This window comes from Kocuria palustris (assembly GCF_016907795.1).
GTDB lineage: Bacteria > Actinomycetota > Actinomycetes > Actinomycetales > Micrococcaceae > Kocuria > Kocuria palustris.
Genome location: NZ_JAFBCR010000001.1, coordinates 2,491,386 through 2,515,516 on the forward strand (window position 1 = coordinate 2,491,386; position 24,131 = coordinate 2,515,516).

The window sequence follows — 24,131 nt, forward strand, 5'->3', positions numbered from 1 at the left end:
CTGCGGCCGTGGACATTGTGCCATCCAGTGCGCTGACGTGGGCAGAGGCTGTGGATGAGCCGCCTTGAGGCAGTTCGCCCCCGGATGATGCGCACTGCCATGGAGAGGCATGCAGTTCGTGCCGTCTGAGCGCAGTTGAAGTCATCGAGTCGTCCACAGTTCCAGTCGAGGTCTCCCGGGCGGGCCCTCGCCGGGTCACGATGAGCACCGGATCGGTCCGCTCGCAAGCGCGCATGGCCGATCGCATCGCCACGGACGGCCCGCGGCGCTGTGCCGAGTCCAGGAGGCGAACGTGCTCAGATCCGGTTCGACCACGACATCCCGAAGCGCCTCGGGCGCCTCGAGCACCGCGACGGCCGGACGGCTGCGTCGTCCCGGCTGGCGCGAGCCGCGGCTGCTGGTCGGGCTGGGGCTCGTCGTGGTGGCGATCGCCGCCACGACCGCCACCGTGACCTACGGCGATGCCACGGAGTCCTTCGCCGTGGCCGATCGGGATCTGGAGGTCGGTCAGACCGTCACGGCCGAGGACCTGCGCACCGTCGACCTGCGGCTGGAGTCCACGGGCGAGCAGTATGTGGCCGGGGCGCAGCAGCTGCACGAGGGCTCGGTCGTGCTCCAGCGCGTTCCGGAGGGGCAGCTGATCCCCACGGAATCCCTGGGGCGGCAGGAGGACATCGACCGTCGTCCCATCGGGATCCCGCTGGCCACTCCGCTTCCCTCGGGAACCGAGCCCGGGGACCACGTGGACATCTGGGCCTCCCAGCGCGATCGGACCGGCGGGCAGTGGGACGAACCGGTGCAGATCCTGGAGGGGGCGGAGCTCGCCGGCGTGGAGGAAACCGCCGGCGGGCTGGCCGCTGACGACGACGCCACCGCCCAGGTGCTCGTGGACTCCGCGGACGTGGAGGCGGTCGTGGGGGCGCTGTCCGGCGAATCCAGGATCACGCTGGTGCCGCACCTGGGCGGCGGACGATGAGCCTTCCGCTGGCCTGCCTCGGCCAGCAGGCGGATCTGCTCGGACAGGAGGTCGACCGGTTGCACGGGCCGGTGACGCTCGTGCGCCGCTGCGGGGACCTGGTCGAGCTGCTGGCCGTGGTGCGCTCGGGCCTGGCGCTGGCCGTTCTGGTGGACGCCGATGAGCCCGAGCTGACGGCACCGGCCCTGGATGCGCTGCACCGCGACGGCGCCGTGGTGGCCGTGGTCGTCCACGAGCCGCTCGTCGCCGTGCTCGACGGGGCGGAGGCAGAGGACGCGCCGGATGACCGCCTGGCCCACGACGCCCACGATCCTGCCTCCGATGCCATCGACTGGCAGCGCCTCGGTGCGCTCGAGGTCCCTGCCCAGCTTCCGGCGCGACAGATCGCCCAGCGCCTCCTGGAGGCTGCTGAGGGGCCGCGCTTCCGCCCCGGCGATCCGCCGTTGATGCTCGGCGGCGACGAGGTCGTGGGCGTCGTCGACCCTGGCAGGGCCGCGCCCGGGCAGTCCGAGGGAAGCGGCAATCGGCTCGATCCCGATCATGAGGATGCAGAGGCCGCATGGCACCGCCTGCTCGAGGAGCCCGAGCAGGCGGTGGGCCTCGACGCTTCGAGCGGTCTGCCTCCTCGAGGGCGCGTGGTCGTGGTCTGGGGACCGCACGGCTCCCCGGGTCGGTCGACGGTGGCGATCAACCTGGCGGCGGAGCTGGCCCAGCAGGGCGTGGAGACCACCCTCGTGGACCTGGACACCTGGGGCCCGTCCACGGCGGCGCTGCTGGGGCTGCTCGACGAGACGGCCGGCGTCGCCCTGGCCTGTCGAGCCGCGGACCGGGATCGGCTGAGCCCGGAGGCCCTCGAGCGGGCGGCCGTGGAGGTCCAGGTGGGCCGCGGCCGGCTCATGGTGCTGACCGGAATCACGCGCCCCGAGCGCTGGCCTGAGCTGCGCGCCGGCAGCGTGCGCCGGCTGCTGCGCGCCTGCCAGCACATGCCCCGGGCTCTTCAGCTCGCCGACGGCTCCCGTGCCGCCCCGTCGCGCGGGCCAGCGCCGGTGATCGTGGTCGACGTCGGGGCGAGCCTGGAGGAGGACGAGGAGCTGGTCTCGGAGATCGAGATGCCGCGGCGATCGGCGGCCACCACGGCCGCGCTGGCCGAGGCCGACCTGGTGCTGGCAGTCTGCTCGGCCGAGGTGCTCGGGATCCCGCGTGCGGCCCGGGCGCTTCCGGGACTGCTCGAGCTCACGCCGGCCCCGGTCATGCTCGTGGCCAACCGGGTGCGACGCTCTGCCGCCGGAAGCTCGCCCCGAGCCGCCCTGAAGGAGGCATGGGCGGCCATCGGTGCACCGGGGCAGTGGGACGCCCACCTGTCCTGGGAGCCGAAGACCGTGGATGCGGCGGCCCTTGCCGGCTCCGTGCTGGCAGAATCCGCGCCGTCGTCGAGCCTGCGCGCGCAGCTGCGCGATCTGGCCGGCTCGGTGCTGCGCCGCCTGGACGGAGATCTGGGCCCTGAGCAGGATGCGGAGGAGATCGAGGACGTCCGCGGAACCCGTCTGGGACGGGCCGTGGGAGGCTGGCTGCGCCGGTGATAGCCTCGAAGCCACGATCCTGTGCGGGCAATGCCGCCCGCTGCAGCGGAAGGAGCCCGAGCGCGTGTCCCTCGTCGAGCTGAGCAGCCGCGATGGATTCTCCGAGGAGGCCGTCGAGCACCTCCATCTGCTCGTGGGCGAGTGGCAGATGCTCGCCGATCTGGGCTTCGGCGATGTCCACCTGACCTTCCCCGATCGCAGCTTCGAGCCCGCTCCGGGCGCCATGCGCCTGCCGGCTCGCGACACGGACTTCCTGATCCTCGATCACGCCCGGCCGGGGACCACGCAGACCCTTTTCCCTGCTGACCAGATCGGCCAGCATCTCGGCCCCCCGCTCAGCGCTCTGCTGCGCGAGATCTGGGGCACTGCCGGTGTGAGCTCCCACCGCAACACGGGCCAGCGGCTGCTGCCGGGGCTGGCTGCCGACGTCCAGGCCTTAGTGACCACCGTCGTCTTCGACGGGCAGCCGATCGCGCTGCTGTCGCTGATCTCGGAGCGCAGCATCGGGACCACGACCTCTCCGGGGGAGCAGAGCTATCGCGAGGTCGCCGCTCAGCTGATGCGCATGGCGGGGACGGGGCAGTGGCCTCAGGCCGGCACCCAGCCGTCGCCCCGGCGCGGCAATCCGCGCGTGGGCGATGGCGTCATCAGACTGGACCAGGACGACCGCGTCTCCTTCATGTCCCCCAATGCCGTCTCCGCGGTCGCCCGACTGGGCGCCGGGGAGGCCGCGCTCGGGCAGCGGCTCACGGAGGCGCTGGGCTCCGGAGCCTTCGCGGGGGAGCAGGTCGACGAGGGCCTGATGGGCGTGCTGCGCGGTCGGGTCCCCAGCCACGCGGAGGTCCGCCGGGGCCGCGTGGTCGTGATGTTCCGCTCGGTCCCACTGTCCGAGGACGGTCAGCGGGTCGGTGCGCTGCTGCTGTGCCGCGATGTCTCCGAGCTGCGTCGGCGCGAGCGCGAGCTGTCCTCCAAGGACGCCGCCATCCGCGAGACGCACCACCGCGTGAAGAACAGCCTGCAGGCCGTGGCGGCCATGATGCGCATGCAGTCGCGCCGCGCAGACAGCCCGGAGGCCCGGCGCGGGCTGTCGGAGGCCATGCGACGGCTCGAGGCCGTCTCGGCGGTGCATGAGACGCTGTCGCACACTCCCGAGGGCTCGGTGGACTTCGACGAGCACTTCAGCCGCCAGATCCGTGCGATCGCCGAGCTGGCCGCCACCGGGCAGACCGTGCGCACGCGCGTCACGGGGAGGTTCGGCCGGCTGCCGGGTCAGCAGGTGACGGCCATGGCCCTGGTGCTCAACGAGATGCTCACCAATGCCGTGGAGCACGGGCTGAGCGGTCGCGACGGCACGATCGAGGTCAGCGCGCAGCGCCGTGATCCGGACCCCTCGACCTGCCGGGAGGCTCGCGCCGAAGGCCGTCCGGTTCCGTGCGCGGAGCTGGTCGTCACGATCGCCGACGACGGCGTGGGCATGGAACCCTCCATGAGCAGCGGACGATGGTCGGCCGATGAGCCCGAGGGATCGTCGATGCCCTCCGCGGGGCTGGGGAGCCGGATCGTGCGCAGCCTGGTGCTGGGGGAGCTCGACGGATCGGTGAGCTGGCGCCCCGGAGACGACACCGGCACGGTCATCGAGATGACCGTGCCGGTGTACGAGGCCTCGTCGTGACGAGGCGATGAGCTGATCAGGAAGCGCGGCGAGCGCGGGCGTTGCGGCGCTTGAGGGAGCGGCGCTCGTCCTCGCTCATGCCGCCCCAGACTCCGGCGTCCTGGCCGGAGGACATGGCCCACGAGAGGCATTCGTCCATGACATCGCAGGTTCGGCACACGGCCTTGGCTTCCTCGATCTGGAGCAGGGCCGGGCCGGTGTTGCCCACGGGGAAGAACAGCTCGGGGTCCTTCTCGAGGCAGGCTGCGTGTGAACGCCAATCCATGACGATTCGACTCCTTTCAGAAGGCACGCGACGGCCGGGCAGGGGCAATGCCCGGCGAGGTGAGGGGTGCCCTGGAGGGCGGGTGACAGGTCGTCAGCGACCCGTTCAAGATTTCCTCTACTTTTCCATGTGAACGGCACGTGAACAAGGGGTTGGGACATTCGTCACACACCTTCCGGCCGGGGATCTCGGGGGTGAATTCCCGAATCCCCGAAGATTTCCTGAAGCCCGCTGCGAGCGCCGATCACGCGGCCGGGTCTTCGGGCGGGATCGGCCTTCGTGGACGTGGTCCGTGCCCTGCGGCGATACGCTGATGCGGCAAGGAGCCGCGCGAGTCCGCGGCTGCCCCGAAGACCCTTCCAGGAGCTGCCCGTGGCATCCGCCGGTCACCGAGACACCGCCGAGGCCGCTCGGCCTCTGCGCCCCCAGGCCCTCGTGCCCCTGGTGATGATCGTGGCCGCCGAGTCGGTGGTGGTCTTCGCCGGCGCGCTGTGGATGCTCTCCGGGCTGTTCACGGGCCACGCCGCCTCCGCGGTCACCACGCTGATGCTCACCGTCCTGCTGGCAGTCGGAGGGCTGTGGGTGGCGCGCACCTCCATGGCGCTGTGGGCTGGCAGGCGCTGGCCCCGTGCCGCGGCGCTGACCTTCCAGCTGTTCGCGGTGATCATCGCCGTGGCGATCCTCCTGCCGCTGAGCCGGTGGCTCGCCCTTCTCGTGGCGGCGGCCGCCCTGGTCGCGGGCGGGTCCCTCTTCCGCCAGGACGTCGTGGACTGGACCACGCAGGACGTCGCGCCGGATCGGCGCTGACGGTCAGTCTCCGTCGTCCCGCCCAGCCCGTGAGCAGTCCGTGACCGGTCGCACGGCCGGGTGTGGCAAGCGCCTCATCATGCGCGTCCCACAGGAGCTCCCAGGATCGCTCCGGTACCGTGGGGGCCACGCCGACCGGTCGCGCTGCGTCGCGCCGGGTGAGATGTGGTCCGTTGCCCGAGCAGGTTCGGAAGCGGACCGGAACGGGAGAGATTGCATGAATGCTGACCTCGTGGTCGTCGGATCGGGCCTGTTCGGGCTCACCGTCGCCGAGCGCGCTGCGGATGAGCTGGGCCTGAAGGTCGTCATCCTGGACCGCCGCTCGCACATCGGAGGCAACGCCTACTCCGAGAAGGAGCAGCGCACCGGGATCGAGGTGCACCGCTACGGCGCTCACCTCTTCCACACCTCGAACGAGCGCGTGTGGGAGTACGTGAACCGGTTCACCACGTTCACGGATTACGTGCACAAGGTGTACACGCGCCACAACGGCGAGGTGTTCCCCATGCCGATCAATCTCGGCACGATCAACCAGTTCTTCCGCTCGGCCTACTCACCGGGCGAGGCCAGGGAGCTGATCCGCGAGCAGGCCGGCGAGCTGGCGGGCACCGACCCGCAGAACCTCAACGACAAGGGCATCCAGCTGATCGGACGCCCCCTCTACGAGGCGTTCATCAAGCACTACACGGCCAAGCAGTGGCAGACCGCCCCCGAGGACCTGCCCGCAGAGATCATCAAGCGGCTGCCCGTGCGCTACACGTACGACAACCGCTACTTCAACGACACCCACGAGGGGCTGCCGACCGACGGCTACACCGCCTGGCTCGAGCGCATGGCGGATCATCCGAACATCGAGGTCCGGCTGGACACCGACTTCTTCGACGACTCGCACGAGTTCTCGAAGTCCAAGCTCGTCGGCCAGGTCCCTGTGATCTACACCGGCCCGGTGGACCGCTACTTCGACTTCGTCGAGGGCGATCTGTCCTGGCGCACGATCGATCTTGAGGAGGAGGTCCTGGAGATCGAGGACTTCCAGGGCACCTCCGTCATGAACTACCCGGACGCCGACGTCCCCTTCACCCGCATCCACGAGTTCCGCCACTTCCACCCGGAGCGGGACTACACCAAGGACGCGACCGTGATCATGCGCGAGTTCTCGCGCTTCGCCGAGAAGGGCGATGAGCCCTACTACCCGGTCAACACCACGGTGGACCGCGAGAAGCTGCTCGCCTACCGCGACCTGGCCGCCGGCGAGTCCTCGGTCCTGTTCGGAGGGCGGCTGGGCACCTACAAGTACCTGGACATGCACATGGCCATCGGGTCGGCGCTGTCCATGGTGGACAACAGGATCGCCCCCCACTTCCGGGGCGGGGATCGGATCACGAGCGGAGGCATCGACGCGTGAGCGAGCAGAACGGCAGCACCGGCGCCGAGCAGGACGCCCAGGGCTTCCTGGGCCGGATCACCAACGCGCCGTCGTCGTCGCAGGGCTCCCTGCGCGAGGTGGCCCGGGTGGTCCTGCCCGAGGCCAAGGACCTCGACGCACTCCCGCTGTACGTCGACGGGCCGCTGAGGAAGGAGCGCTCCTCCGGCTCGTCAGACGAGGTCGCCGAGCACCCGGACGACATCCTGAGCCGGCGCTCCATGCGCATCCGCTCGGGGCGCCGCGTCTCCTTCGGCTCGTACTTCAATGCGTTCCCAGCGTCGTACTGGCGCCGCTGGACGGTCGCCGAGAAGGTCGTGCTGTCCGTGGCCACCACCGGCGCCGGCTCCCTGATCGTCTACCGCTCGAACGCCCGCGGCATCTCCCAGCGCGTGGAGAACGTGCGGCTGCCCGGCGGCTCGCAGACCAGCGAGTTCGACCTCACCCTGGCTCCGTTCGGCGACGGCGGCTGGTACTGGTTCGACCTGATCGCCGATGAGGAGGGCATGGTCCTCGACTCGGCCGCCTGGTCGGTTCCGGACACGGCCCCCCAGGGGACCGTGACCCTGGGCGTCACGACGTTCAACCGCCCGGACTACTGCGTGAACACGATCCGCACGATCGCTGAGGCCGACGGCTTCGACGACGTCCTGGACGAGCTGATCATCGTGGACCAGGGCAACAGGCTCGTGGAGGACGAGGACGACTTCGCCGAGGCCGAGAAGGCCATGGGCGGGAAGCTGCGCATGATCCGCCAGGGCAATCTGGGCGGCTCGGGCGGCTTCTCCCGCAACATGTACGAGGTCGTGCAGGGACGCGCGGACGGCTCGGCCTCCGACTACGTCCTGATCCTCGACGACGACATCCTCCTGGAGACCGAGGGCGTCCTGCGCGCCGTCGCCTTCGCGGACTTCTGCCGCACTCCCACGATCGTGGGCGGGCACATGTTCGACATGTACAACCGCCCGGTGCTCAACGGCTACGCCGAGGTCGTCGACCGCTACCGCTTCCTGTGGGGCCCGATCGAGCATCTGGGCGGCATCGACTTCTCGGAGGCGGGCCTGCGCTCGCGACCGAACCTGCACCGCCGCTGGGACGCCGACTACAACGGCTGGTGGATGTGCCTGATCCCGCGCAAGGTGCTGCAGGACGTCGGGCTGTCGCTGCCGGTGTTCATCAAGTGGGACGACTCCGAGTACTCGCTGCGCGCCGCCGAGGCCGGGTACCCGACCGTCTCCCTGCCCGGGGCGGCCGTGTGGCACGTGTCCTGGATGGACAAGGACGACGCCGTCGACTGGCAGGCCTACTTCCACGAGCGCAACCGCCTGATCGCGGCCCTGCTGCACTCGCCGTTCCCGCGCGGCGGGCGCATGGTGCGCGAGTCCCTGGCCGTGGACACCAAGCACACGGTCTCCATGCAGTACTACGCCGCAACGTGCGTGCTGATGGCCATCGAGGACGTCCTGCGCGGCCCCGAGGGCCTGCACGGGATGATCGGCACCCGGATGCCGGAGATCCGCTCCCTGAAGTCCGAGTTCTCGGACGCCCAGTTCAGCCAGGACCAGGGCGCGTTCCCGGCGGCCAAGCGGCGTCGTCCGCCCAAGCGCCGAGGCCTGCCCAAGCCGCCGGCCTACTGGCAGCTGCCGCCGTGGGCGGTCAAGACCCTGCTCAAGCAGACGGTCCTGCCGGTGCGCGAGCTGGCGCAGAGCCATCCCGAGGAGTGGGTCGCCCACCAGGACGGCAAGTGGTACCACCTGGCCACCCTGGACTCGGCCGTGGTCTCCAATGCCGACGGCACCGGTGCGGCCTGGCACAAGCGCGACCCCAAGGCGGTGCGCGAGCTCACCGCCCGCAGCGCCAAGCTGCACGCCGAGCTGCTCTCGCGCTGGGACTCGCTGTCCGAGCAGTACCGCGAGGCTCTGGGCGAGATCACCTCGCCCGAGGCGTGGGCGAAGACCTTCGAGGACAACCCGCCGGTGGACGTCCAGCGCTGATCCGCGGCGCATGACCGATCCACCACGACGATGGGCGCAGCGGCGCACCCAGCCGCTGCGCCCGGCGTCGTCGTGATCCCAGCGCACGGCCGCCCCAGCGCCGCAGTGCGCGCACTGACGCAAGGAGCAAGGATGAGCACGACAGCGCCGGAGCTGATGACACCCGGCAAGGGACGCGGACTGCTGGACGTCTTCCGGAACCGCTATCTGCTGAGGCTGCTGGTCGACAAGGAGATCCAGGTCCGCTATCGCGGGACCGTGCTGGGCCTGGTGTGGTCCTATCTCAAGCCGGCCGTGCAGTTCTTCGTCTACTACATCGCGATGGGCATCTTCCTGGAGCTCGAGAAGGGCCTGGAGAACTTCGCGATCTACCTGTTCTCCGGGATCGTGCTGATGAATCTCTTCGGGGAGATCTTCGGCAATGCCTCGCGGTCCATGACGGACAACGGCGGGCTGCTGAAGAAGATCTACCTGCCGCGGCAGCTCTTCCCGGTGGCCAATCTCTTCGTGGCCCTGGTGCACTTCCTGCCGCAGCTGCTGATCCTGCTCATCGCATGTCTGGCCGCAGGATGGCACCCGGGGCCCAAGCAGTTCCTGTGCATGATCGCCGGATTCTTCATCGTCGCGATCTTCGCCCTGGGCCTGGGACTGATCTTCGCCACGCTCAACGTCTTCTTCCGCGATGCGGAGAACTTCGTGGACCTGATCCTCATGGTCTCCACGTGGGCGTCCCCGGTGCTCTACCCCTTCACCATGGTCCAGGACAAGCTGCCGCAGTGGGTGTACTACATCTACTTCGCCAACCCGCTGACCGTGGCCGTCGAGCTGTTCCACTACGGGTTCTGGTTCGCCTCAGTGGAGCTCGAGCAGCCGCGCTGGCACGTGGCCGATCACCTGATGACGTTCTGGACCCCGTTCGCCCTGCTGGTGTCCGTGGCTGCCGTGCTCGTCGGCGATCGCATCTTCCGCCGCTACGAGGGCAACTTCGCCCAGGAGCTCTGATCCCCATGACCGCTCTTCCCTTCAAGAAGCCCGGTGCCGTCTTCACCGAGGACTCCGTGGCCATCCGCGTGGATCACGTGGTCAAGTGGTTCACCCTGCGCCACACGCGCTCCATCAAGGAAGCCGTGCTGTGGATCCTGCGCGGGCGCAAGAACGACCTCTCGGACAAGTTCAAGGCCCTCGACGACATCACCTTCGACATCCACGACGGTGAGACCGTGGCGCTGCTGGGCTTCAACGGCTCGGGCAAGTCGACGTCGCTGAAGATGATCTCCGGGGTCATGCACCCCGATTCCGGCAGCGTGGGCACCCGTCGCAAGGTGGCCGGCCTGATCGAGGTCGGCGCCGGATTCCACCCGGATCTGTCGGGGCGCGACAACGTCTATCTCAACGGCGCGATCCTGGGTATGGACAAGGAGGAGATCGACGCCAAGTTCGACGAGATCGTGGCCTTCTCCGAGATCGGGGAGTTCATCGACACGCAGGTGAAGTTCTACTCCTCGGGTATGTACCTGCGCCTGGCCTTCGCGGTGGCGATCCACACCGACCCGGAGGTCTTCCTGGTCGACGAGATCCTCTCCGTGGGCGATGAGCCGTTCCAGAAGAAGTGCATCCGCCGCATCAAGGATCTGGTCCGCCGCGGCAAGACCCTGGTGGTGGTCTCCCACGACCTGGATCTCATCATGGACATCTGCGAGCGCGGCATCGTGCTCGAGCACGGGAAGGTCGTGTACGACGGCTCCTCCGTGGGCGCAGTGGCCATGCTGCGCGATCGCCCCGTCGAGGAGGTCCAGCGGGAGCAGAACGAACGCGTGGAGCGCCGCCTGCACTGGAAGCGCGTGGACCGGGAGAAGGCGGCCGAGGAGGCCGCCGAGCGCGGGGAGGCCTACGTGCCCGAGTACGACCCCGAGCTCGACGACCCCGCAGATCTGGACGACCCCTCGAAGGTGCGCCGGACCAAGGGCCTGTGAGGAACGAGGGTCGTGCAGGCGCACTGAAGGGGGCCGGTCATCCGACCGGCCCCCTTCATCGTCTCCTGAGGTCGAGCCTCAGGCCCCTGTGATGAGACCCGGGTGCAGCTCGTCGACCGTGGCCACCCCCAGCAGGTGCATGGTCACGCGCATCTCCTGCTCTAGCAGCTCGAGCGCGCGCTCCACGCCCTCCTGCCCGCCGGCCATGAGCCCATAGAGATAGGCGCGGCCGATCAGCGTGAAGTCCGCCCCCAGGGCCAGGGCGATGATCGCGTCCGTGCCGGAGAGGATGCCCGAGTCGTAGATGACCTCTGCGTCCGGGCCGAGGGCCTCGCGGATGCGCGGCAGCGCACGCAGCGGCTGGACCACGCGGTCGAGCTGGCGGCCGCCGTGGCTGGAGACCACGACGCCGTCGGCGCCGGCGGCCACGGCCCGCTGGGCGTCCTCGACGCCGAGCACGCCCTTGAGGAAGAGCTTCCCCGGCCAGACCGAGCGGATCCACTCGAGGTCCTCGAAGTCCAGGGTCGGCTCGAACATCGAGTTGATGACCTCGGGAAGGGAGGCGCCGCTGCCGGAGAGCGAGGCGAAGCTCAGGGGGTCCGTGCTCAAGAAGTTCAGCCACCATTCCGGGCGGTAGGAGGCATCCAGCACGGTGGACAGGCGCAGCTTGGGCGGGATGGTCATGCCGTTGCGGGTGTCGCGCAGGCGGAGTCCGGCCACGGGGGTGTCGGCAGTGACCAGCAGGGTGTCGTAGCCGGTCTCCCAGGCGCGGCGCACCAGCTCCTCGGAGGCGCGGCGGTCCTTCCAGAGGTAGAGCTGGAACCAGCGCCGTCCCTCGCCGGAGACCTCGGCGACCTGCTCCACCGAGCGGGTGCCCATGGTCGAGAGGCTGAACGGGATGTCGAAGCGCCTCGCGGCGGCCGCCCCGGCGTCCTCGCCCTCGCTGTGCATGAAGCGGGTGAAGCCGGTGGGCGCGATGCCCACGGGCAGGGCCGACTCACCGCCGGCGATGCGCACCCGCAGGTCCACCTCGCCGATCCCGCGCAGGACCCGTGGGGTCAGCTCGACCGCGTCGAAGGCCCGGCGGGACCCGCGGGCGGTCTGCTCGGACAGGGCGGCGCCGTCGACGTAGTCGAAGGCCGCCTTGGGCGTACGGCGCTGTGCGATGCGCCGGAGGTCGCCGATGTCGGCGGCGCGCTGCAGCCGGTGCGCCCGATCCGGCAGGCCGGGGCGCTCGAAGGACAGCAGCGGTCGCAGCTCGGACCAGCGCGGGACCTGGCGGGAGAGGCGGGTGCGGTTCATGTCAGTGGGCTCCTGTGGTCTGGGGGTCGGGGGAGAGGCGGGATCCGAGGATCACCGCGAGCAGCGAGATGAGGCAGGCGGCGCTGACGGCGACGGCACCGGCCAGCACGCGTCCGCCGGCCAGGTCGATGATCCACACGAGCGCTGCAGGCGTCAGCCCGGCCACGATCGCGCCGTTGACCTCTCGGGCGATCGCGATCCCGCTGTAGCGCTCGGCGGCGGGGAACAGCTGCGCCAGGAAGGCGCCTTGGGAGCCTGAGGTGAGGGCGATGACCAGTCCGTAGCCGCCGGCGATGGCCACGGCGGCCACGACGGCGCTGCCGCTGGAGAGCCCGAGCAGCAGGGGGAAGGCGTAGGCGGCGCCGATGGCGCAGCCGAGTCCGAGGATCCTGGCGGCGCCGAAGCGGTCGGTGGCCGCGCCTCCGAACGGCGTGGCCACGACGCCGACGAGGCTGCCGAGCGTCACTGCCAGCAGTGCCGGGGTGCGCTCCAGGCCCACCTGCGGGGAGGTCATCAGGGAGATGGCGAACACGGCCATGGCGTAGTTGAGGCAGTTGTGCCCGGTCATGGCCAGGAAGCCGATGAGCAGCTCGCGCGGGCTGCGGCGCAGCAGTTCCATGACGGGCAGCTTGGTGCGCCCCTGCTCCGCGTCCTCAACGGCGGCGCGGTACTCCGGGGTCTCCTCCAGGTTGCGGCGGATGAAGATCGCCAGCAGGAACAGCACGGCCGAGACCAGGAAGGGCAGCCGCCAGGCCCAGCCGAGCAGGGCCTGATCGCCCAGGCTGGCTGCGGCCAGGAAGGCGGCGGTGGCCAGGGCGATGCCGGCCGGGGGAGTGGACAGCACGAGAGAGGTGTAGAGCCCCTTGCGCTTCGGCGGTGCGAACTCGGCGACGATCGTCATGGCACCCGCCAGCTCGGCACCGGCGCCCATGCCCTGGATCAGGCGCAGCAGCACCAGCAGGACGGGGGCCAGGGCGCCGATCGCCTGGGCAGTCGGCAGCGCGCCGATGCTGACGGTCGCGATGCCCATGAGGATGATCGTGATGAGCATGGCCGGACGCCGTCCCATGGCATCGCCGATATGCCCGATCACCAGTCCGCCCACAGGGCGTGCGATGAACCCGACGGCGAAGGTCAGGAAGGCGGCCATGGTGGCGCCGGTGTCCGTGCCGGCGAAGAACAGCGGAGCGATCACCAGCCCTGCGGCCGCGCCGTAGAGGGCGTAGTCGTACCACTCGATCAGGGTGCCGGTGACGGCGGCGAACACGGCGCGGCGGGCCCCGGGGAGCGCGTGATCGAGCCCGAGCTGGCCCAGCGCTTCGGCGCCTCCAAGACGCCGGTGCGCGAGGCCCTGCAGCTGCTGGTCGCCGAGGGCCTGGTGGAGGTGCTGCCCAAGAAGGGCTACCGCATCCGGGGCATGGAGCTGACGGATCTCGGTGAGGTCCTGGAGCTGCGCACCCTCCTGGAATCCCGAGCAGCCGCCCGCTGCGCGCGCTGGGCGGATCCCGAGCAGGTCGAGGACCTCACGCGGCGGTGGGAGGCTCAGCGCGATGCGCTGGGACTCGAGCCGCTCGAGCGGACGCTGCGCGCCCGGGACTTCCACGCGAGCATCGCCCAGGCCTCCGGCAGCCATCGACTGTCCGGCATCCTCGAGGGCCTGCATCACGAGATGGTGCGGGCGCACCACGTCCTGCCGCAGCTGCGCTGGCACCTCAGCGAGGAGATCGAGCTGCGGGAGCATCGCGAGATCCTGGCGGCGATCACCGCCGCAGACCCCGAGCGCGCCGAGGCGGCCATGCGCACGCACATGGACTCGATCCGCGAATCCCTGGGATCGGGACTGGGCGAACCCGGCACGACGATGGGCTGAGCGGACTCGCTGCCGTCAGGAACCCGGTGGCCGGTCCAGGAACCAGGCCTCGGACCCGCCGTATCGACCCGGCCCCTGCGTGTACTCCACCCCGCGGTCGTCGAGCAGCAGCGCCGGCGGCACGAACTGGAGGTGGCCGTGCTCCTCGGTGCGCATGCTGCGCAGCTGCACGCGCGTGTGCCGCGGCGGCCCCGTGGTCTGCGGGTGCTCCAGCAGCAGTGCGGCGGTGCGGGCCAGGGACAGGTGGGCGACGTCGGCGTGATCCGAGGCCAGCAGGGCCCCCACGGCGGCCACCACGCCCATGCCGGTGGCGTGGTCCAGCGCCTGAACGGGCAGGGCACCGGGTGCGCCGTCGGGGCAGCGGTAGAGGTGGGCGACCCCGGAGGCTGCCTGGACGATGCTGTCGAAGCCGCGCCTGCCCGCCCACGGACCGGCCGAGCCCCAGGCGCTCAGACGGACCACGCGCAGCCCGGGGCGCTCGATCACGGGCTGGTCGTCCTCCACGCCGAAGCGGGACAGCGCCCCGCCGCGGTAGCCGAGCAGCAGGACGTGGGCGTCGTCGAGCAGGCGCTGCAGGGTCTGCAGCCCGCGCCGATTGCGCAGATCGAGCACGACGCTGCGCTTGTGGAAGCCCGTGTCCAGGTGCTGCCCGCGCAGCTCGGGGATCGACGGCGGGTCCACTCGCAGCACATCCGCCCCCAGGGCGCCCAGCAGCCGGGAGGCGCTGGGGCCGGCGATCACGCGGGTGAGGTCCAGGACGCGCAGACCCCTCAGGGGAGCGTCGCCGCCGTCCTCGGGCGGAGCCCAGCGGCGCACCGGGATGCCGGAGGACTGGAAGCGCAGCCACGGGCCCTGCGCGGCGGCCCGTCCCGGTGCGCTGCGCGCCCAGGCTTCAGGGGTGCGCACGGCGGCGGCCACCCCGCCGGCGTCGCGCACGCGCTGCTCGACCTCCAGAGCCTGACGACGGCTCAGCACCTCCGTCAGGCGCTGCGGATCCGAGGCGCCGAGGGCGCGTTCGATGGCGCGGGCGTGGTGCGGGTAGTTGCCGTGCAGGCGCACCCAGCCGTCGGCGGTGGCATGGAATCCGGACAGCGCTCCCGCGGTCTGCGGACGACGGCCGTTGACGCGCAGGTGGGAGATCGAGGCGAAGGAGGCGGCCACTGTCTCGGCATCCACCGAGAAGTCCCGCCCGGTGAGATGCGACAGTCCCGTGGCGGCGGCCTGTGCCGAGCCCAGGGCCAGGCCCTCCACGTCCAGGGGTCCGCACCACCACAGGCGCGGACCGCGGATGGGGGCCGCCTGGGACGGGTCGAGGTCGACGGCGGCGGCGAGATCGCTGAACAGCGGCGGTACGGCGGCCATGGGCGCAATCTATCGTCCGCTGTGCTCCCGGTCACAACTGCAGGGGCTGTGATACGTTCGCCGCCGCCCTGCGGGTGCTCCGAGCACCCGTCCCTCCTTCCGCAGAGAGCCGACCCCCGTGCACGCACACTCCGAGTCCGAGATCCGCAAGAGCTTCCTGAACTGCTCCAAGGGAGCCGCGCAGCGCCTGGCGGTGCCGAAGGACCTGGACCAGATCGACTGGGACGCCCAGATCATCCTGGGCTGGACCGATCCCAAGTCGCCCAAGGCCGCTTACCTGGTGGTCGAGACCGACGACGGCCTGCGCGGGCTGGTGATGGAGAAGTCGACGCTGAAGGGCAACGGCGGGGCGCGGATGTGCCAGCTGTGCCTGACCCTGCACACCTCCACCGGGGTATCCATGTTCTCGATCCAGCGCTCGAAGTCGGCCAAGGACCGGTACAGCAGCGTGGGCACCTACATCTGCACGGACCTCGCCTGCAGCGACTACACCGTGGGCCGGCGCAAGCCCGACGGCGTGCGGCAGATGGAGGAGACCCTTTCCCTGGAGGAGCGCTCGCAGCGCACCCTGGAGAACGCCCAGGGCCTGGTGCAGAGGGTAGCGCAGAGCCTGGGGACGTGATTCCCCAGGCGACTCCCGGAACGGGATACAGGGTCTGCATCGGATAGGCCGTATGGACCTGTTCGAGATGGACGGTCATCCCGTCGACGCAGAACCAGAACTGCGCAATATCTTCATCGCGGACGAGGATCCGGACCTCAGGGTGTACTCGGACTTCTTGGTCGGTTGCGGTACCGAGGTGTGCCTGCCCACTGCTCAGGGCCGCTCGACGATGAAGGTCGCGCCGTCCTCGTCGTCAGAGTCAAGCCACTCGACGACCTCCTCTCCCAGCCCCGCGGCGATGGCTTCAGCGGTCTCGCGCCACGAGGTGAGCTTGCCGATCGCCAGGTGCGGCTGCGAGGGGGAGAAGGAGGCTCGCGCGGCGTCGATCAGACCCTGAGCGCATCGAGCTCGGTCGTCGTGGTCAAGCGCGAACATCCAGGGGTACTGCGACGTCAACTGGAAACCGAGCCATAGGTCAGGTCAAACTTTCACCTGATCGTGCGGCAGTCCCGATGTCGTGCGTTCTCGCACGATCTGTCGGAGGCGCAGTGCTGTGGCCTGCGGCACGACCATGAGGACGCGGGCCGGGATTCGCGCGAAGCTGTCCGATTCCTCAGCTCGGAGGGCCTCTCTCAGATACCGACGAGTTCGCCGGGCTCGTGCCGAGCCAAATGGCGGAGCAGCAGCCGATCCGTGCCCAGCGACGATCGAATCGCGTGCCGCAGATGCTCGGGTGGCCGAGGAGTAGGGCCCTGGGTGTCGCGTTGAAGTGGTCGGCGCTGCGCGCTGATCAGGCCTGTCACGAGATGCCCGGCGTGGATTTCAAGTGATTGGGTCTCCATCTTAGTGCCGTAGACTCGGGGCATGCCTGCTGCACGCGCGGGGAAGGACTTCCCCGCCTCGTACGCTGAGTTCCTGGCCTGGTTCGGCCAGGACTGGCAGTGCGCGGATTATCTTGACTGGCTGCGCTGGCCCGATGGGTTCGTCTGCCCGAAGTGCGCCACGGCCCGGGGGTGGCGGGGCCCGGACGGCCGGTGGCGATGTGCCGGCTGCGCCGGGAGGTTCTCCGCGACTGCGGGCACGATCTTCCATCGCACGCGTACACCGCTGACCGTGTGGTTCGATACCGCGTGGCGGTTGTGCAGCTCTCGCACCGGCGTCTCGGCTGTGGAGATCCAGGAGCAGATGCAGCTGGGCTCGTATCAGACCGCGTGGACGATGCTGCACCGCTACCGCTCGGTGATGGTGCGGCCCGGCCGCGAGCGGCTGACCGGCGATGTCGAGGTGGACGAAGCCTTCCTCGGCGGACCCCAGCCCGGAGTGCGGGGACGCGGGGCGCTGGGCAAGACCCTCATCGCCGGTGCCGTCGAGCGCGAGGGTGATGGGTTCGGCCGTGCACGGCTGGCCGTCATCGACTCGGCCGACACTGGCGCATTGCGCCGGTTCCTGACTGACCATGTCGCCCCCAGCGCCACCGTGCACACGGACGGATGGTCGTCGTACCCGCCCGCGACGCGGGGGCTGTACCACCACGAGCCGATCTCGGTGTCGGCATCGGGCCTGCAGGCCCACGAGGTCCTGCCTGCGGTGCACGCGGTCTTCGGGATGGCCAAGCGGTGGCTGATGGGAACGCACCACGGTGCCGTGCGCCCGGCTCACGTGCAGGCCTACCTCGACGAGTGGGTCTTCCGGTTCAACCGGCGCAACTCGCGCAGCCGCGGGTTGTTGTTCTACCGACTGTTGAGCCAGGCCGTTGCCGGCGAGCCGGTGCGGTACGCGGACCTCCGCAAGGCAGGGATGACACGACCTGCCCCGCCTCCGCCCGGTCAGGAGCGTGGCCGTCCGCCCAGTCTCGCTCTCGGTCCGACGGGCTTGCCCTGGCGGGAGTGATCAGCATGTTCGCCGCGCTACGGCACTAAGATGGAGACCCAATCAAAGTAAAGAACGGGTCCAGGAAACCGGTGACGGTCTCATGGGCCGCTCGCGGCGGCCTCGGACCCCCGATTCTCCACCCGGTCCCAGGGCGGCTCATGCCGCCCCAGGGCAGGCTACTTCGATCCGGTCAAGAGCTGCATCGTTGCACTGGGGGACGGCCTCTGCCCAGGTCGCGCCTCGCATCAAACGAACGGTTGTTGAGTCAGCTGGAGCGGCATGCGGATGCCTTCTGACGGTGCCGTCGCCTCCTGAATCCCCTGACGCGTGGCGCTGTTGGTGCCGGTGCGATGCGCGGTTGGATCGTCGCCTGTGGCACGGTCCGGTCCCGACGGGGCCGGACGGTGACACGGGCGTAGGAGTCAGGGCTTGAGGACAACCTTGATGCAGCCGTCTTCCTTCTTCTGGAACTTCTCGTACATCTGTGGTGCCTGGTCCAGGGGGGCGGTGTGCGTGGTGAGGTCCAGCACGCCCAGCGGGTCCGAGGGGTCATCAACCAGCGGCATCAGGTCCTCGGTCCACCGGCGCACGTTGCATTGGCCCATGCGCAGCTGGAGCTGCTTGTCGAACATCGTCATCAGCGGCAGGGGGTCCTTCATGCCGCCGTACACCCCGCTGATCGAGATCGTCCCGCCGCGTCGGACGGCCTCGATGGCGGTGTACAGCGCATCGAGCCGGTCCACCCCGGCCGTCTCCATCGCCTTCCGTCCGAGCGCGGACGGCAATGCCCCCACCGCCTGGTGGGCCAACCCGGCCACCGGGGAGCCGTGGGCCTCCATCCCGACCGCGTCCACCACGGAGTTCGGCCCGCGCCCGCCGGTGAGGTCCTTGAGCTGCTCAGCCACGCCCTCGGCGGAGTCCAGGGTATGGACGCCGTGGCGTTCGGCCATGGCCCGGCGTTCGGGGACCGGGTCCACCGCGAATACCTCATAGCCCAGGTGGCGGCCGATCCGGGCGGACATCTGCCCGACCGGGCCCAGGCCCAACACCGCCAGGGATCCGCCCTGCGGGGGCGCGGCGTACTTCACGGCCTGCCAGGCGGTGGGCACCACGTCGGAGAGGAACAGGTAGCGTTCGTCCTCCCCGGTGTGCGGGACCTTGATGGGCCCGTAGTCGGCGTGTGGCACGCGCAGGTACTCGGCCTGCCCGCCGGGCACCGAACCGTAGAGGCGGGAGTAGCCCAGGAACTGGGCATTGTTGTTGTACTCCCGCACCTGGGTGACCTCGCACTGGGACTGCAGGCCCTGGGTACACATGAAGCAGTGGCCGCAGGAGACGTTGAACGGGATCACCACCCGGTCCCCGGTCTTGATGTGGGTGACGGCCGAGCCGACCTCCTCCACGATGCCCATGGGCTCGTGGCCGATGATGTCGCCCTTGTCCATGAACGGGGTGAGCACCTCGTACAGGTGCAGGTCCGAACCGCAGATCGCGGACGAGGTGATGCGCACGATCGCGTCCGTGGGTTCCTGGATGCGCGGATCTGGGACGTCCTCCACGCTCACCGAGCGCTTCCCCTGCCATGTCAGAGCCTTCATGGGTCCTCCTTCTCAGCGCCGCCCCGACCGGGACGACAGCCTGCTGATTTGATCAGTCACATCGATCCTACAACCGCGCCCGCCGCTGACCGGAGGCTGGAGCCGGACGGATCAATCTCCTCGGTGCGCAAGCCCCAGGGGCTGGTCTGGGTTGGGCTGAGACAGCTGCGCGCGTCCCAGGACTAGGCAGCTCAGCCCGGAATGGTCTCGTCGATATTGGCATCGCCGCCCTCGGCCTGGTCAAGCTCGATCTCCCAGTGCAAGGAGCCATCGTCTTCGTCCAACTCGGCCTCGTCCAGGACTTGACCGTCGCGGCCCTCCACGGCGGTGCGGGTGGCGTCCTCGGTGCTTACCTGAGCCTGCTGCGCTTCCCGGACGGCATCTTCATCGCTACTGGCCCGGCCTTCCTCACGGACAGTGCTGTCCTCTAACACGTTGGTCTCGACGACCTCATTACCGACCACGAGGTCGATCTCGTACTCATCCCGATCGTCCTCACCATCGATGGCCGTGATCACGCCCTCGGAGTGTTCGAACAGCACCGCCCCGATCGCGGCGAAGGGTTTGGTGACGGCCTAGGCTTCGTCCCAGGCAAGGATCTCCGTGGCCAGGTACTCGGTCCGGCCCGGGACCGGGGTCTGCCCCACGGCCCGGTTGAAGCGTCCTGGGTTTCGTTCCGTGGTCAGACGGTCGCGGGTGCGGTCGTCGTGGGGTGAGTGTAGGCGGCCTCGATGTCTGCGGGGGTGCGGTAGTCGAGGGCCTCGTGAAGGCGCTGGGTGTTCCACCAGTTGACCCAGCCCATCGTGGCGAGTTCGACCGTGCTGGCCGTCTCCCAGACGGGCCGGGAGTAGATCAGCTCGGTCTTGTAGAGCCCGTTGACGGTCTCTGCGAGAGCGTTGTCGTAGGAGTCTCCGACGGTGCCGACCGACGCGGTCACTCCCGCGGTCACGAGCGCGTCGGTGTAGGCCAACGACACGTACTGAGAACCGCGATCGGAGTGGTGGATCAGCCCGCCGTGGCTGCGGGAAGCACCGGTGACCGCGAGGGCCTGCTCGAGAGCCAGTAAGGGCAACGCGTCAGTGTGCAGACTGGTCGAGACCGCCCAGCCGACGATTCGGCGGGTGAACACGTCGGTGATGAACGCGAGGTAGCAGAACCCGGCCAGAATCCGGACGTAGGTGATGTCTGCGACCCAGAGGCGGTTGGGGCCGTCCGCGGTGAACTGGCGCTCGACGAGATCTGGACGATGATCCGCCTGGTGTGCGGGGCGGGTGGTCACGGGCTTGCGGCCCCGCCGCGCGCCGTGCAGCCCCGCCCGTTTCATCAGGCGGGCGACCTGATCGCGGCCGATGCTCCACCCGGCGTGGCGCATCGCGTGTCACATCTTCCGCACCCCGTAGACCGAGTAGTTCTCCGCGTGGATCCGCTGGAGCTCCTCCACCAGGATCTCGTCACGCACGGCTCGAGTCGAGGCAGGCCTGGTCTTAGAGGCCCGGTAGGCGCGGGAGGTGATGAACCCACAGTCTGTCGCAGCCAGCGTGCGGCAGATGGCCTCGACCCCGAAGCGATCGCGATGCTTGGCGATGAACGCGATCATCTCGTCGTGGGGCGGTCGAGTTCCGCGGCGAAAAAAGCTGAGGCGGCTTTGAGGATCGGCGGATTCAAGCGGTGGGCGCAAGGAACTCTGCGAGCTTCTCTGATGGTGTCAGATAGCCCAGCGTCTTGCGGGGGCGTCCGTTGAGGCTGTCCTGGATCGCGTCCAACTCCTCGCGGCTGACGACGCTCAGGTCGGTGCCTTTGGGCAGGTACTGGCGCAGCAGGCCGTTGGTGTTCTCGTTGCTCCCCCGCTGCCAGGGCGAGTGGGGATCGCAGAAGTAGATCGGGATTCCTGTGGCGATGGTGAACGCGGCGTGCTTGGACATCTCCGCGCCTTGGTCCCAGGTGATCGTTCGAATCAACGAGGACGGCAGCTTGCTGATTGCGGCGCGCATCGCGGCCTCGACCTGCTCGGCGCTCTTGCCGTCGGGCAGGTGCAGCAGCAGTGTCATTCGCGTCGAGCGCTCAACGAGCGTGCCGATGGCGCTGCGGCTGCCCTCGCCGAGGATGAGATCTCCTTCCCAGTGGCCTGGCACGGCGCGGTCGTCGGCTTCTGCGGGGCGCTTGCTGAGCATGATCATGCCGGGGATGCGGCCGCGACCGTCCGTGGTTCCGCGGGGCTTGCGGGCCGCTCTTCCGGACCGCAGGCACCGCGCCAGCTCACGGCGCAGTTCGCCTCGGCCCTGCACGAACAGCGACTGGTAGATCGTCTCGTGGCTCACGCGCATCTCCGGGTCGTCGGCGTGATCCAACCGTAGGCGCGCTGCGATCTCCTCAGGTGACCACAGTTGCTCCAGCCGGCTGGCGACCTCCTCGAGCAGCCGGCCCGACGCAAGCTTGAACGGCTTCGGTCGACGCGCCTGCTCGCGGGCACGTTCATGACCACGCCACGCCGAGTAGCCGCAGCGACCCCCACCGCGCTTCACCTCACGGCTGACGGTCGACACCGCACGCCCCAGCTGCTCGGCGATCGCGGTGAAGGTATCGCCGCGATTGATCCCGAGCAGGATCTGCTCGCGCTCGTCGATCGTCAGACAGCCCTGACGTGGCTCCCACCCGAACGGCCTGGCGTCAAGGTGCCTGCCGGCGCGGGCCATGATGCCGACCAGCGGCGCGCTGCAGCTGATCTCCTTGGCGATATCGACCAGCCGCCAGCCCCTCGCGTGCAGCCTGAGCGCCAGCTGCTTCTGCTCCCGGCTGAGATGACCGTGCTTGCCCTGCATCCGGATCCTCCTGTGATCAGTGACTGTCCCATCTCACAGGAGATGTTGCGCTGACCGCTTGAATCCGCCATCTCGTTAGCGCGTCTGGCCTCGGCCAGTTCGCGTCGCAGGCGGCGGATCTCCTGCTCCGGGGTCTCGCCTGCCGCGGCGGGTGCGATCTCGTGGCCGTGGCGGTTGCACCACATCCGCAGTGTCTCCTCTCCGACACCGACCTGCGGGCCGATCACCCGGATCGAGTGCGAGCGAGGCCCGCCCTCAGCGGCCTGGCGCTCCAGGACCATCCTCACAGCACGCTCACGCAGCTCGGGACTGAACTTCTTGGGCATGTTCCGATTCTCCTTCAGTTGGATCGGAACCAAACCCAGGACGCTTCAACGCGTTCCACCGATCGGTCGGAGCATGGCCCGGTCCTCCACGGCCCACCTGCCCGTGGCGCCTGTCGCCGCAGCGGCGGCGGGCACCTCGGTGGAGGACGAGATTCCTCCTCGGCTATGCTCGACGAGAGCCGAGGTCGCGGGCGACGGGCATCCACATGACCGTGGCACTTCCGCGACGGGGCCATCCACAACTGGAGGAGATCGTCATGGCAAGCAGCAACCGCGCCGTCGTTTTCCAGAACGTCAAGGACATGCGCGTCGAGACCCTCGACTTCCCGAAGCTCGAGATGCCGAACGGCAAGAGCGCCCCGCACGGCGTCATCCTCAAGATCGTCGCCACCAACATCTGCGGTTCCGACCTGCACATCTACCGCGGTTCCTTCCCCGTACCCCAGGGCATGGTGATGGGGCACGAGATGACCGGCGAGGTCGTCGAGGTCGGCTCCGACGTCGAGTTCCTCTCCGAGGGCGACCTGGTCTCGGTCCCCTTCAACGTCGCCTGCGGCCGATGCCGCAACTGCCGCGCCCGCCACACCGAGGTGTGCGAGACCGTGAACCCCGACGTGTCCTGCGGCGCCTACGGGTTCAACCTGGGTGATTTCCAGGGCGGACAGGCGGAGTACATGTTCGTCCCCTACGCCGACTTCCAGCTGCTCCGCTTCCCGGACAAGGACCAGGCCATGGAGAAGATCCGTGACCTCGCCCTTCTCTCGGACATCCTGCCCACCGCGTTCCACGGCCTCATGGAGGCCGGGGCGAAGCCCGGCTCGACCGTCTACATCGCCGGCGCCGGACCTGTGGGACGCTGCGGCGCCGCGGCGGCCCGTCTCCTGGGCGCTTCCTGCATCATCGTCGGTGACTACCATCAGGACCGGCTGGAGCTGATGAAGAACAACGGCTGCGAGACCATCGATCTCAACCAGGACGTGCCGCTGACCGATCAGATCGAGGCCATCCTCGGCGAACCCATGGTGGACTGCGCCGTCGACTACGTCGGCAACGAAGCCCACGGGATCGGCCGCGAGGCCGAGGACATGAACCCGGCCCACGCCATCAACCAGGTCATGGACGCCACCCGCGCAGGCGGTGCCACCGGCATCGTCGGCGTCTACGGTCCCGACCCGTTGGCCTCCTCCAAGGCCGAGCAGGAGGGCACCTTCTCGCTCGACTTCGGCAAGGCGTGGATCAAGTCGCCTCGGATCTCCGGCGGCCAGGCCCCGATCATGCACTACAACCGTGAGCTGATGATGTCGATCCTGTGGGACCGCATGCCCTACCTCAGCGACATGCTCAACACCAAGGTCATCAGCCTCGACGAGGCCCCCGACGCCTACGCGACGTTCGACGCCGGTGCCTCGGAGAAGTTCATCATCGACCCGCATGGCATGATCCCCGCCTGATTCAGGGATGTCATACACCCGGCCCGCGATCGTCGCTCCAGCGGCGGTCGCGGGCCGGTTCTTTGCACGGATCCTTCGACGATCCGGTCCTGGACGATGCCCGGGGCGGGCCTGGCGCCGGTGGGGCCGGCATGCCGGAGCTCAGCGGTGGTGACGAGTGCGCAGGGGCGTGATCGGGGGAGACGGGGCAGGTCGCTGCGACGCTCCTGACGCCCCTCACCTCCCGCTCCGGATCGC

General features: G+C 69.4%; 20 protein-coding genes, 1 pseudogene and 1 other annotated feature. Of the genes and pseudogenes, 12 read left to right on the forward strand and 9 right to left on the reverse strand.

The window, feature by feature from the left end:
- Window positions 1-292: 292 nt before the first annotated feature.
- The 3 genes from JOE55_RS11115 (at window position 293) to JOE55_RS11125 (ending at window position 4,228) form a co-directional block, all read left to right on the forward strand.
- Window positions 293-976 carry an SAF domain-containing protein gene (locus tag JOE55_RS11115; protein WP_024290862.1) on the forward strand — a complete coding sequence of 228 codons (684 nt, stop codon included), beginning with the start codon at window positions 293-295 and terminating at the stop codon, window positions 974-976.
- Window positions 973-2,556: a CpaE/TadZ family protein gene (locus JOE55_RS11120; protein WP_204782946.1), complete on the forward strand. Its 1,584-nt coding sequence runs from the start codon at window positions 973-975 to the stop codon at window positions 2,554-2,556. The genes JOE55_RS11115 and JOE55_RS11120 overlap by 4 nt, the downstream gene beginning before the upstream one ends.
- A 64-nt stretch (window positions 2,557-2,620) precedes the next feature.
- Complete coding sequence (locus JOE55_RS11125) at window positions 2,621-4,228, forward strand: sensor histidine kinase (RefSeq protein ID WP_006215305.1); 1,608 nt, start codon at window positions 2,621-2,623, stop codon at window positions 4,226-4,228.
- A gap of 16 nt (window positions 4,229-4,244) precedes the next feature.
- Here JOE55_RS11125 and JOE55_RS11130 read toward each other — a convergent pair whose 3' ends face one another.
- Complete coding sequence (locus JOE55_RS11130; protein WP_006215304.1) at window positions 4,245-4,493, reverse strand: WhiB family transcriptional regulator; 249 nt, start codon at window positions 4,491-4,493, stop codon at window positions 4,245-4,247.
- A 372-nt stretch (window positions 4,494-4,865) separates the two neighbouring features.
- On the opposite strand from JOE55_RS11130, the gene JOE55_RS11135 reads away from it, so the two are divergent.
- From JOE55_RS11135 to JOE55_RS11155, 5 genes are all read left to right on the forward strand, one after another.
- The gene (locus JOE55_RS11135) at window positions 4,866-5,300 is read left to right on the forward strand and encodes a hypothetical protein (RefSeq protein WP_058871314.1); all 435 of its coding nucleotides are present in this window, start codon (window positions 4,866-4,868) and stop codon (window positions 5,298-5,300) included.
- 217 nt (window positions 5,301-5,517) lie between these two features.
- Window positions 5,518-6,705, forward strand: a complete 1,188-nt coding sequence (gene glf / locus JOE55_RS11140) for a UDP-galactopyranose mutase (RefSeq protein ID WP_204782947.1) — start codon at window positions 5,518-5,520, stop codon at window positions 6,703-6,705.
- Entirely contained in the window at window positions 6,702-8,717 is a 2,016-nt protein-coding gene (locus JOE55_RS11145) for a glycosyltransferase (protein ID WP_053447098.1), read from the forward strand. The genes glf and JOE55_RS11145 overlap by 4 nt, the downstream gene beginning before the upstream one ends.
- A gap of 132 nt (window positions 8,718-8,849) precedes the next feature.
- Window positions 8,850-9,719, forward strand: coding sequence for an ABC transporter permease (locus JOE55_RS11150; RefSeq protein ID WP_058871312.1), 870 nt, complete (start codon window positions 8,850-8,852; stop codon window positions 9,717-9,719).
- Window positions 9,720-9,724: 5 nt separating this feature from the next.
- Window positions 9,725-10,690 (forward strand): ABC transporter ATP-binding protein, encoded by a 966-nt coding sequence (locus JOE55_RS11155; protein WP_024290855.1) that lies wholly within the window; start codon window positions 9,725-9,727, stop codon window positions 10,688-10,690.
- Window positions 10,691-10,768: 78 nt separating this feature from the next.
- Here JOE55_RS11155 and JOE55_RS11160 read toward each other — a convergent pair whose 3' ends face one another.
- Together JOE55_RS11160 and JOE55_RS11165 are read right to left on the reverse strand one after the other, a co-directional pair.
- A complete protein-coding gene (locus JOE55_RS11160) occupies window positions 10,769-11,992 on the reverse strand; it encodes an alpha-hydroxy acid oxidase (RefSeq protein ID WP_024290854.1) in 1,224 nt (407 codons plus the stop codon).
- A 1-nt stretch (window position 11,993) separates the two neighbouring features.
- Window positions 11,994-13,259: an MFS transporter gene (locus JOE55_RS11165; protein WP_338125477.1), complete on the reverse strand. Its 1,266-nt coding sequence runs from the start codon at window positions 13,257-13,259 to the stop codon at window positions 11,994-11,996.
- Window positions 13,260-13,283: 24 nt separating this feature from the next.
- Here JOE55_RS11165 and JOE55_RS13210 point away from each other — a divergent pair, with 24 nt between their 5' ends.
- A complete protein-coding gene (locus tag JOE55_RS13210; RefSeq protein WP_280613915.1) occupies window positions 13,284-13,862 on the forward strand; it encodes a GntR family transcriptional regulator in 579 nt (192 codons plus the stop codon).
- Between the two features lie 15 nt (window positions 13,863-13,877).
- Here JOE55_RS13210 and JOE55_RS11175 read toward each other — a convergent pair whose 3' ends face one another.
- A complete protein-coding gene (locus tag JOE55_RS11175) occupies window positions 13,878-15,224 on the reverse strand; it encodes a CoA transferase (protein ID WP_204782949.1) in 1,347 nt (448 codons plus the stop codon).
- Between the two features lie 118 nt (window positions 15,225-15,342).
- Between JOE55_RS11175 and JOE55_RS11180 the strand changes: the two genes are divergently transcribed.
- Window positions 15,343-15,846, forward strand: coding sequence for an FBP domain-containing protein (locus JOE55_RS11180; RefSeq protein WP_204782950.1), 504 nt, complete (start codon window positions 15,343-15,345; stop codon window positions 15,844-15,846).
- Window positions 15,847-16,041: 195 nt separating this feature from the next.
- Here JOE55_RS11180 and JOE55_RS11185 read toward each other — a convergent pair whose 3' ends face one another.
- Window positions 16,042-16,263, reverse strand: coding sequence for a hypothetical protein (locus JOE55_RS11185; RefSeq protein ID WP_204782951.1), 222 nt, complete (start codon window positions 16,261-16,263; stop codon window positions 16,042-16,044).
- 429 nt (window positions 16,264-16,692) lie between these two features.
- Between JOE55_RS11185 and JOE55_RS11190 the strand changes: the two genes are divergently transcribed.
- Window positions 16,693-17,718 carry an IS1595 family transposase gene (locus tag JOE55_RS11190; protein ID WP_204782952.1) on the forward strand — a complete coding sequence of 342 codons (1,026 nt, stop codon included), beginning with the start codon at window positions 16,693-16,695 and terminating at the stop codon, window positions 17,716-17,718.
- Window positions 17,719-18,122: 404 nt separating this feature from the next.
- On the opposite strand, the gene JOE55_RS11195 is transcribed toward JOE55_RS11190, so the two are convergent.
- The 4 genes and pseudogenes from JOE55_RS11195 to JOE55_RS11215 form a co-directional block, all read right to left on the reverse strand.
- Window positions 18,123-19,298: a zinc-dependent alcohol dehydrogenase gene (locus JOE55_RS11195; RefSeq protein WP_204782953.1), complete on the reverse strand. Its 1,176-nt coding sequence runs from the start codon at window positions 19,296-19,298 to the stop codon at window positions 18,123-18,125.
- A gap of 191 nt (window positions 19,299-19,489) precedes the next feature.
- Entirely contained in the window at window positions 19,490-19,840 is a 351-nt protein-coding gene (locus JOE55_RS11200; RefSeq protein ID WP_204782954.1) for a hypothetical protein, read from the reverse strand.
- Window positions 19,841-19,980: 140 nt separating this feature from the next.
- Window positions 19,981-20,934 (reverse strand): annotated as a pseudogene (locus tag JOE55_RS11205) (IS3 family transposase); the annotation flags it as partial.
- Window positions 20,827-20,934: a sequence feature (AL1L pseudoknot), on the reverse strand. It overlaps the preceding pseudogene by 108 nt.
- Window positions 20,935-20,959: 25 nt before the next feature.
- The gene (locus tag JOE55_RS11215) at window positions 20,960-22,117 is read right to left on the reverse strand and encodes an IS30 family transposase (protein ID WP_204781924.1); all 1,158 of its coding nucleotides are present in this window, start codon (window positions 22,115-22,117) and stop codon (window positions 20,960-20,962) included.
- Between the two features lie 583 nt (window positions 22,118-22,700).
- On the opposite strand from JOE55_RS11215, the gene JOE55_RS11220 reads away from it, so the two are divergent.
- The gene (locus JOE55_RS11220) at window positions 22,701-23,894 is read left to right on the forward strand and encodes an alcohol dehydrogenase catalytic domain-containing protein (protein ID WP_204782957.1); all 1,194 of its coding nucleotides are present in this window, start codon (window positions 22,701-22,703) and stop codon (window positions 23,892-23,894) included.
- Window positions 23,895-24,131: the final 237 nt, after the last annotated feature.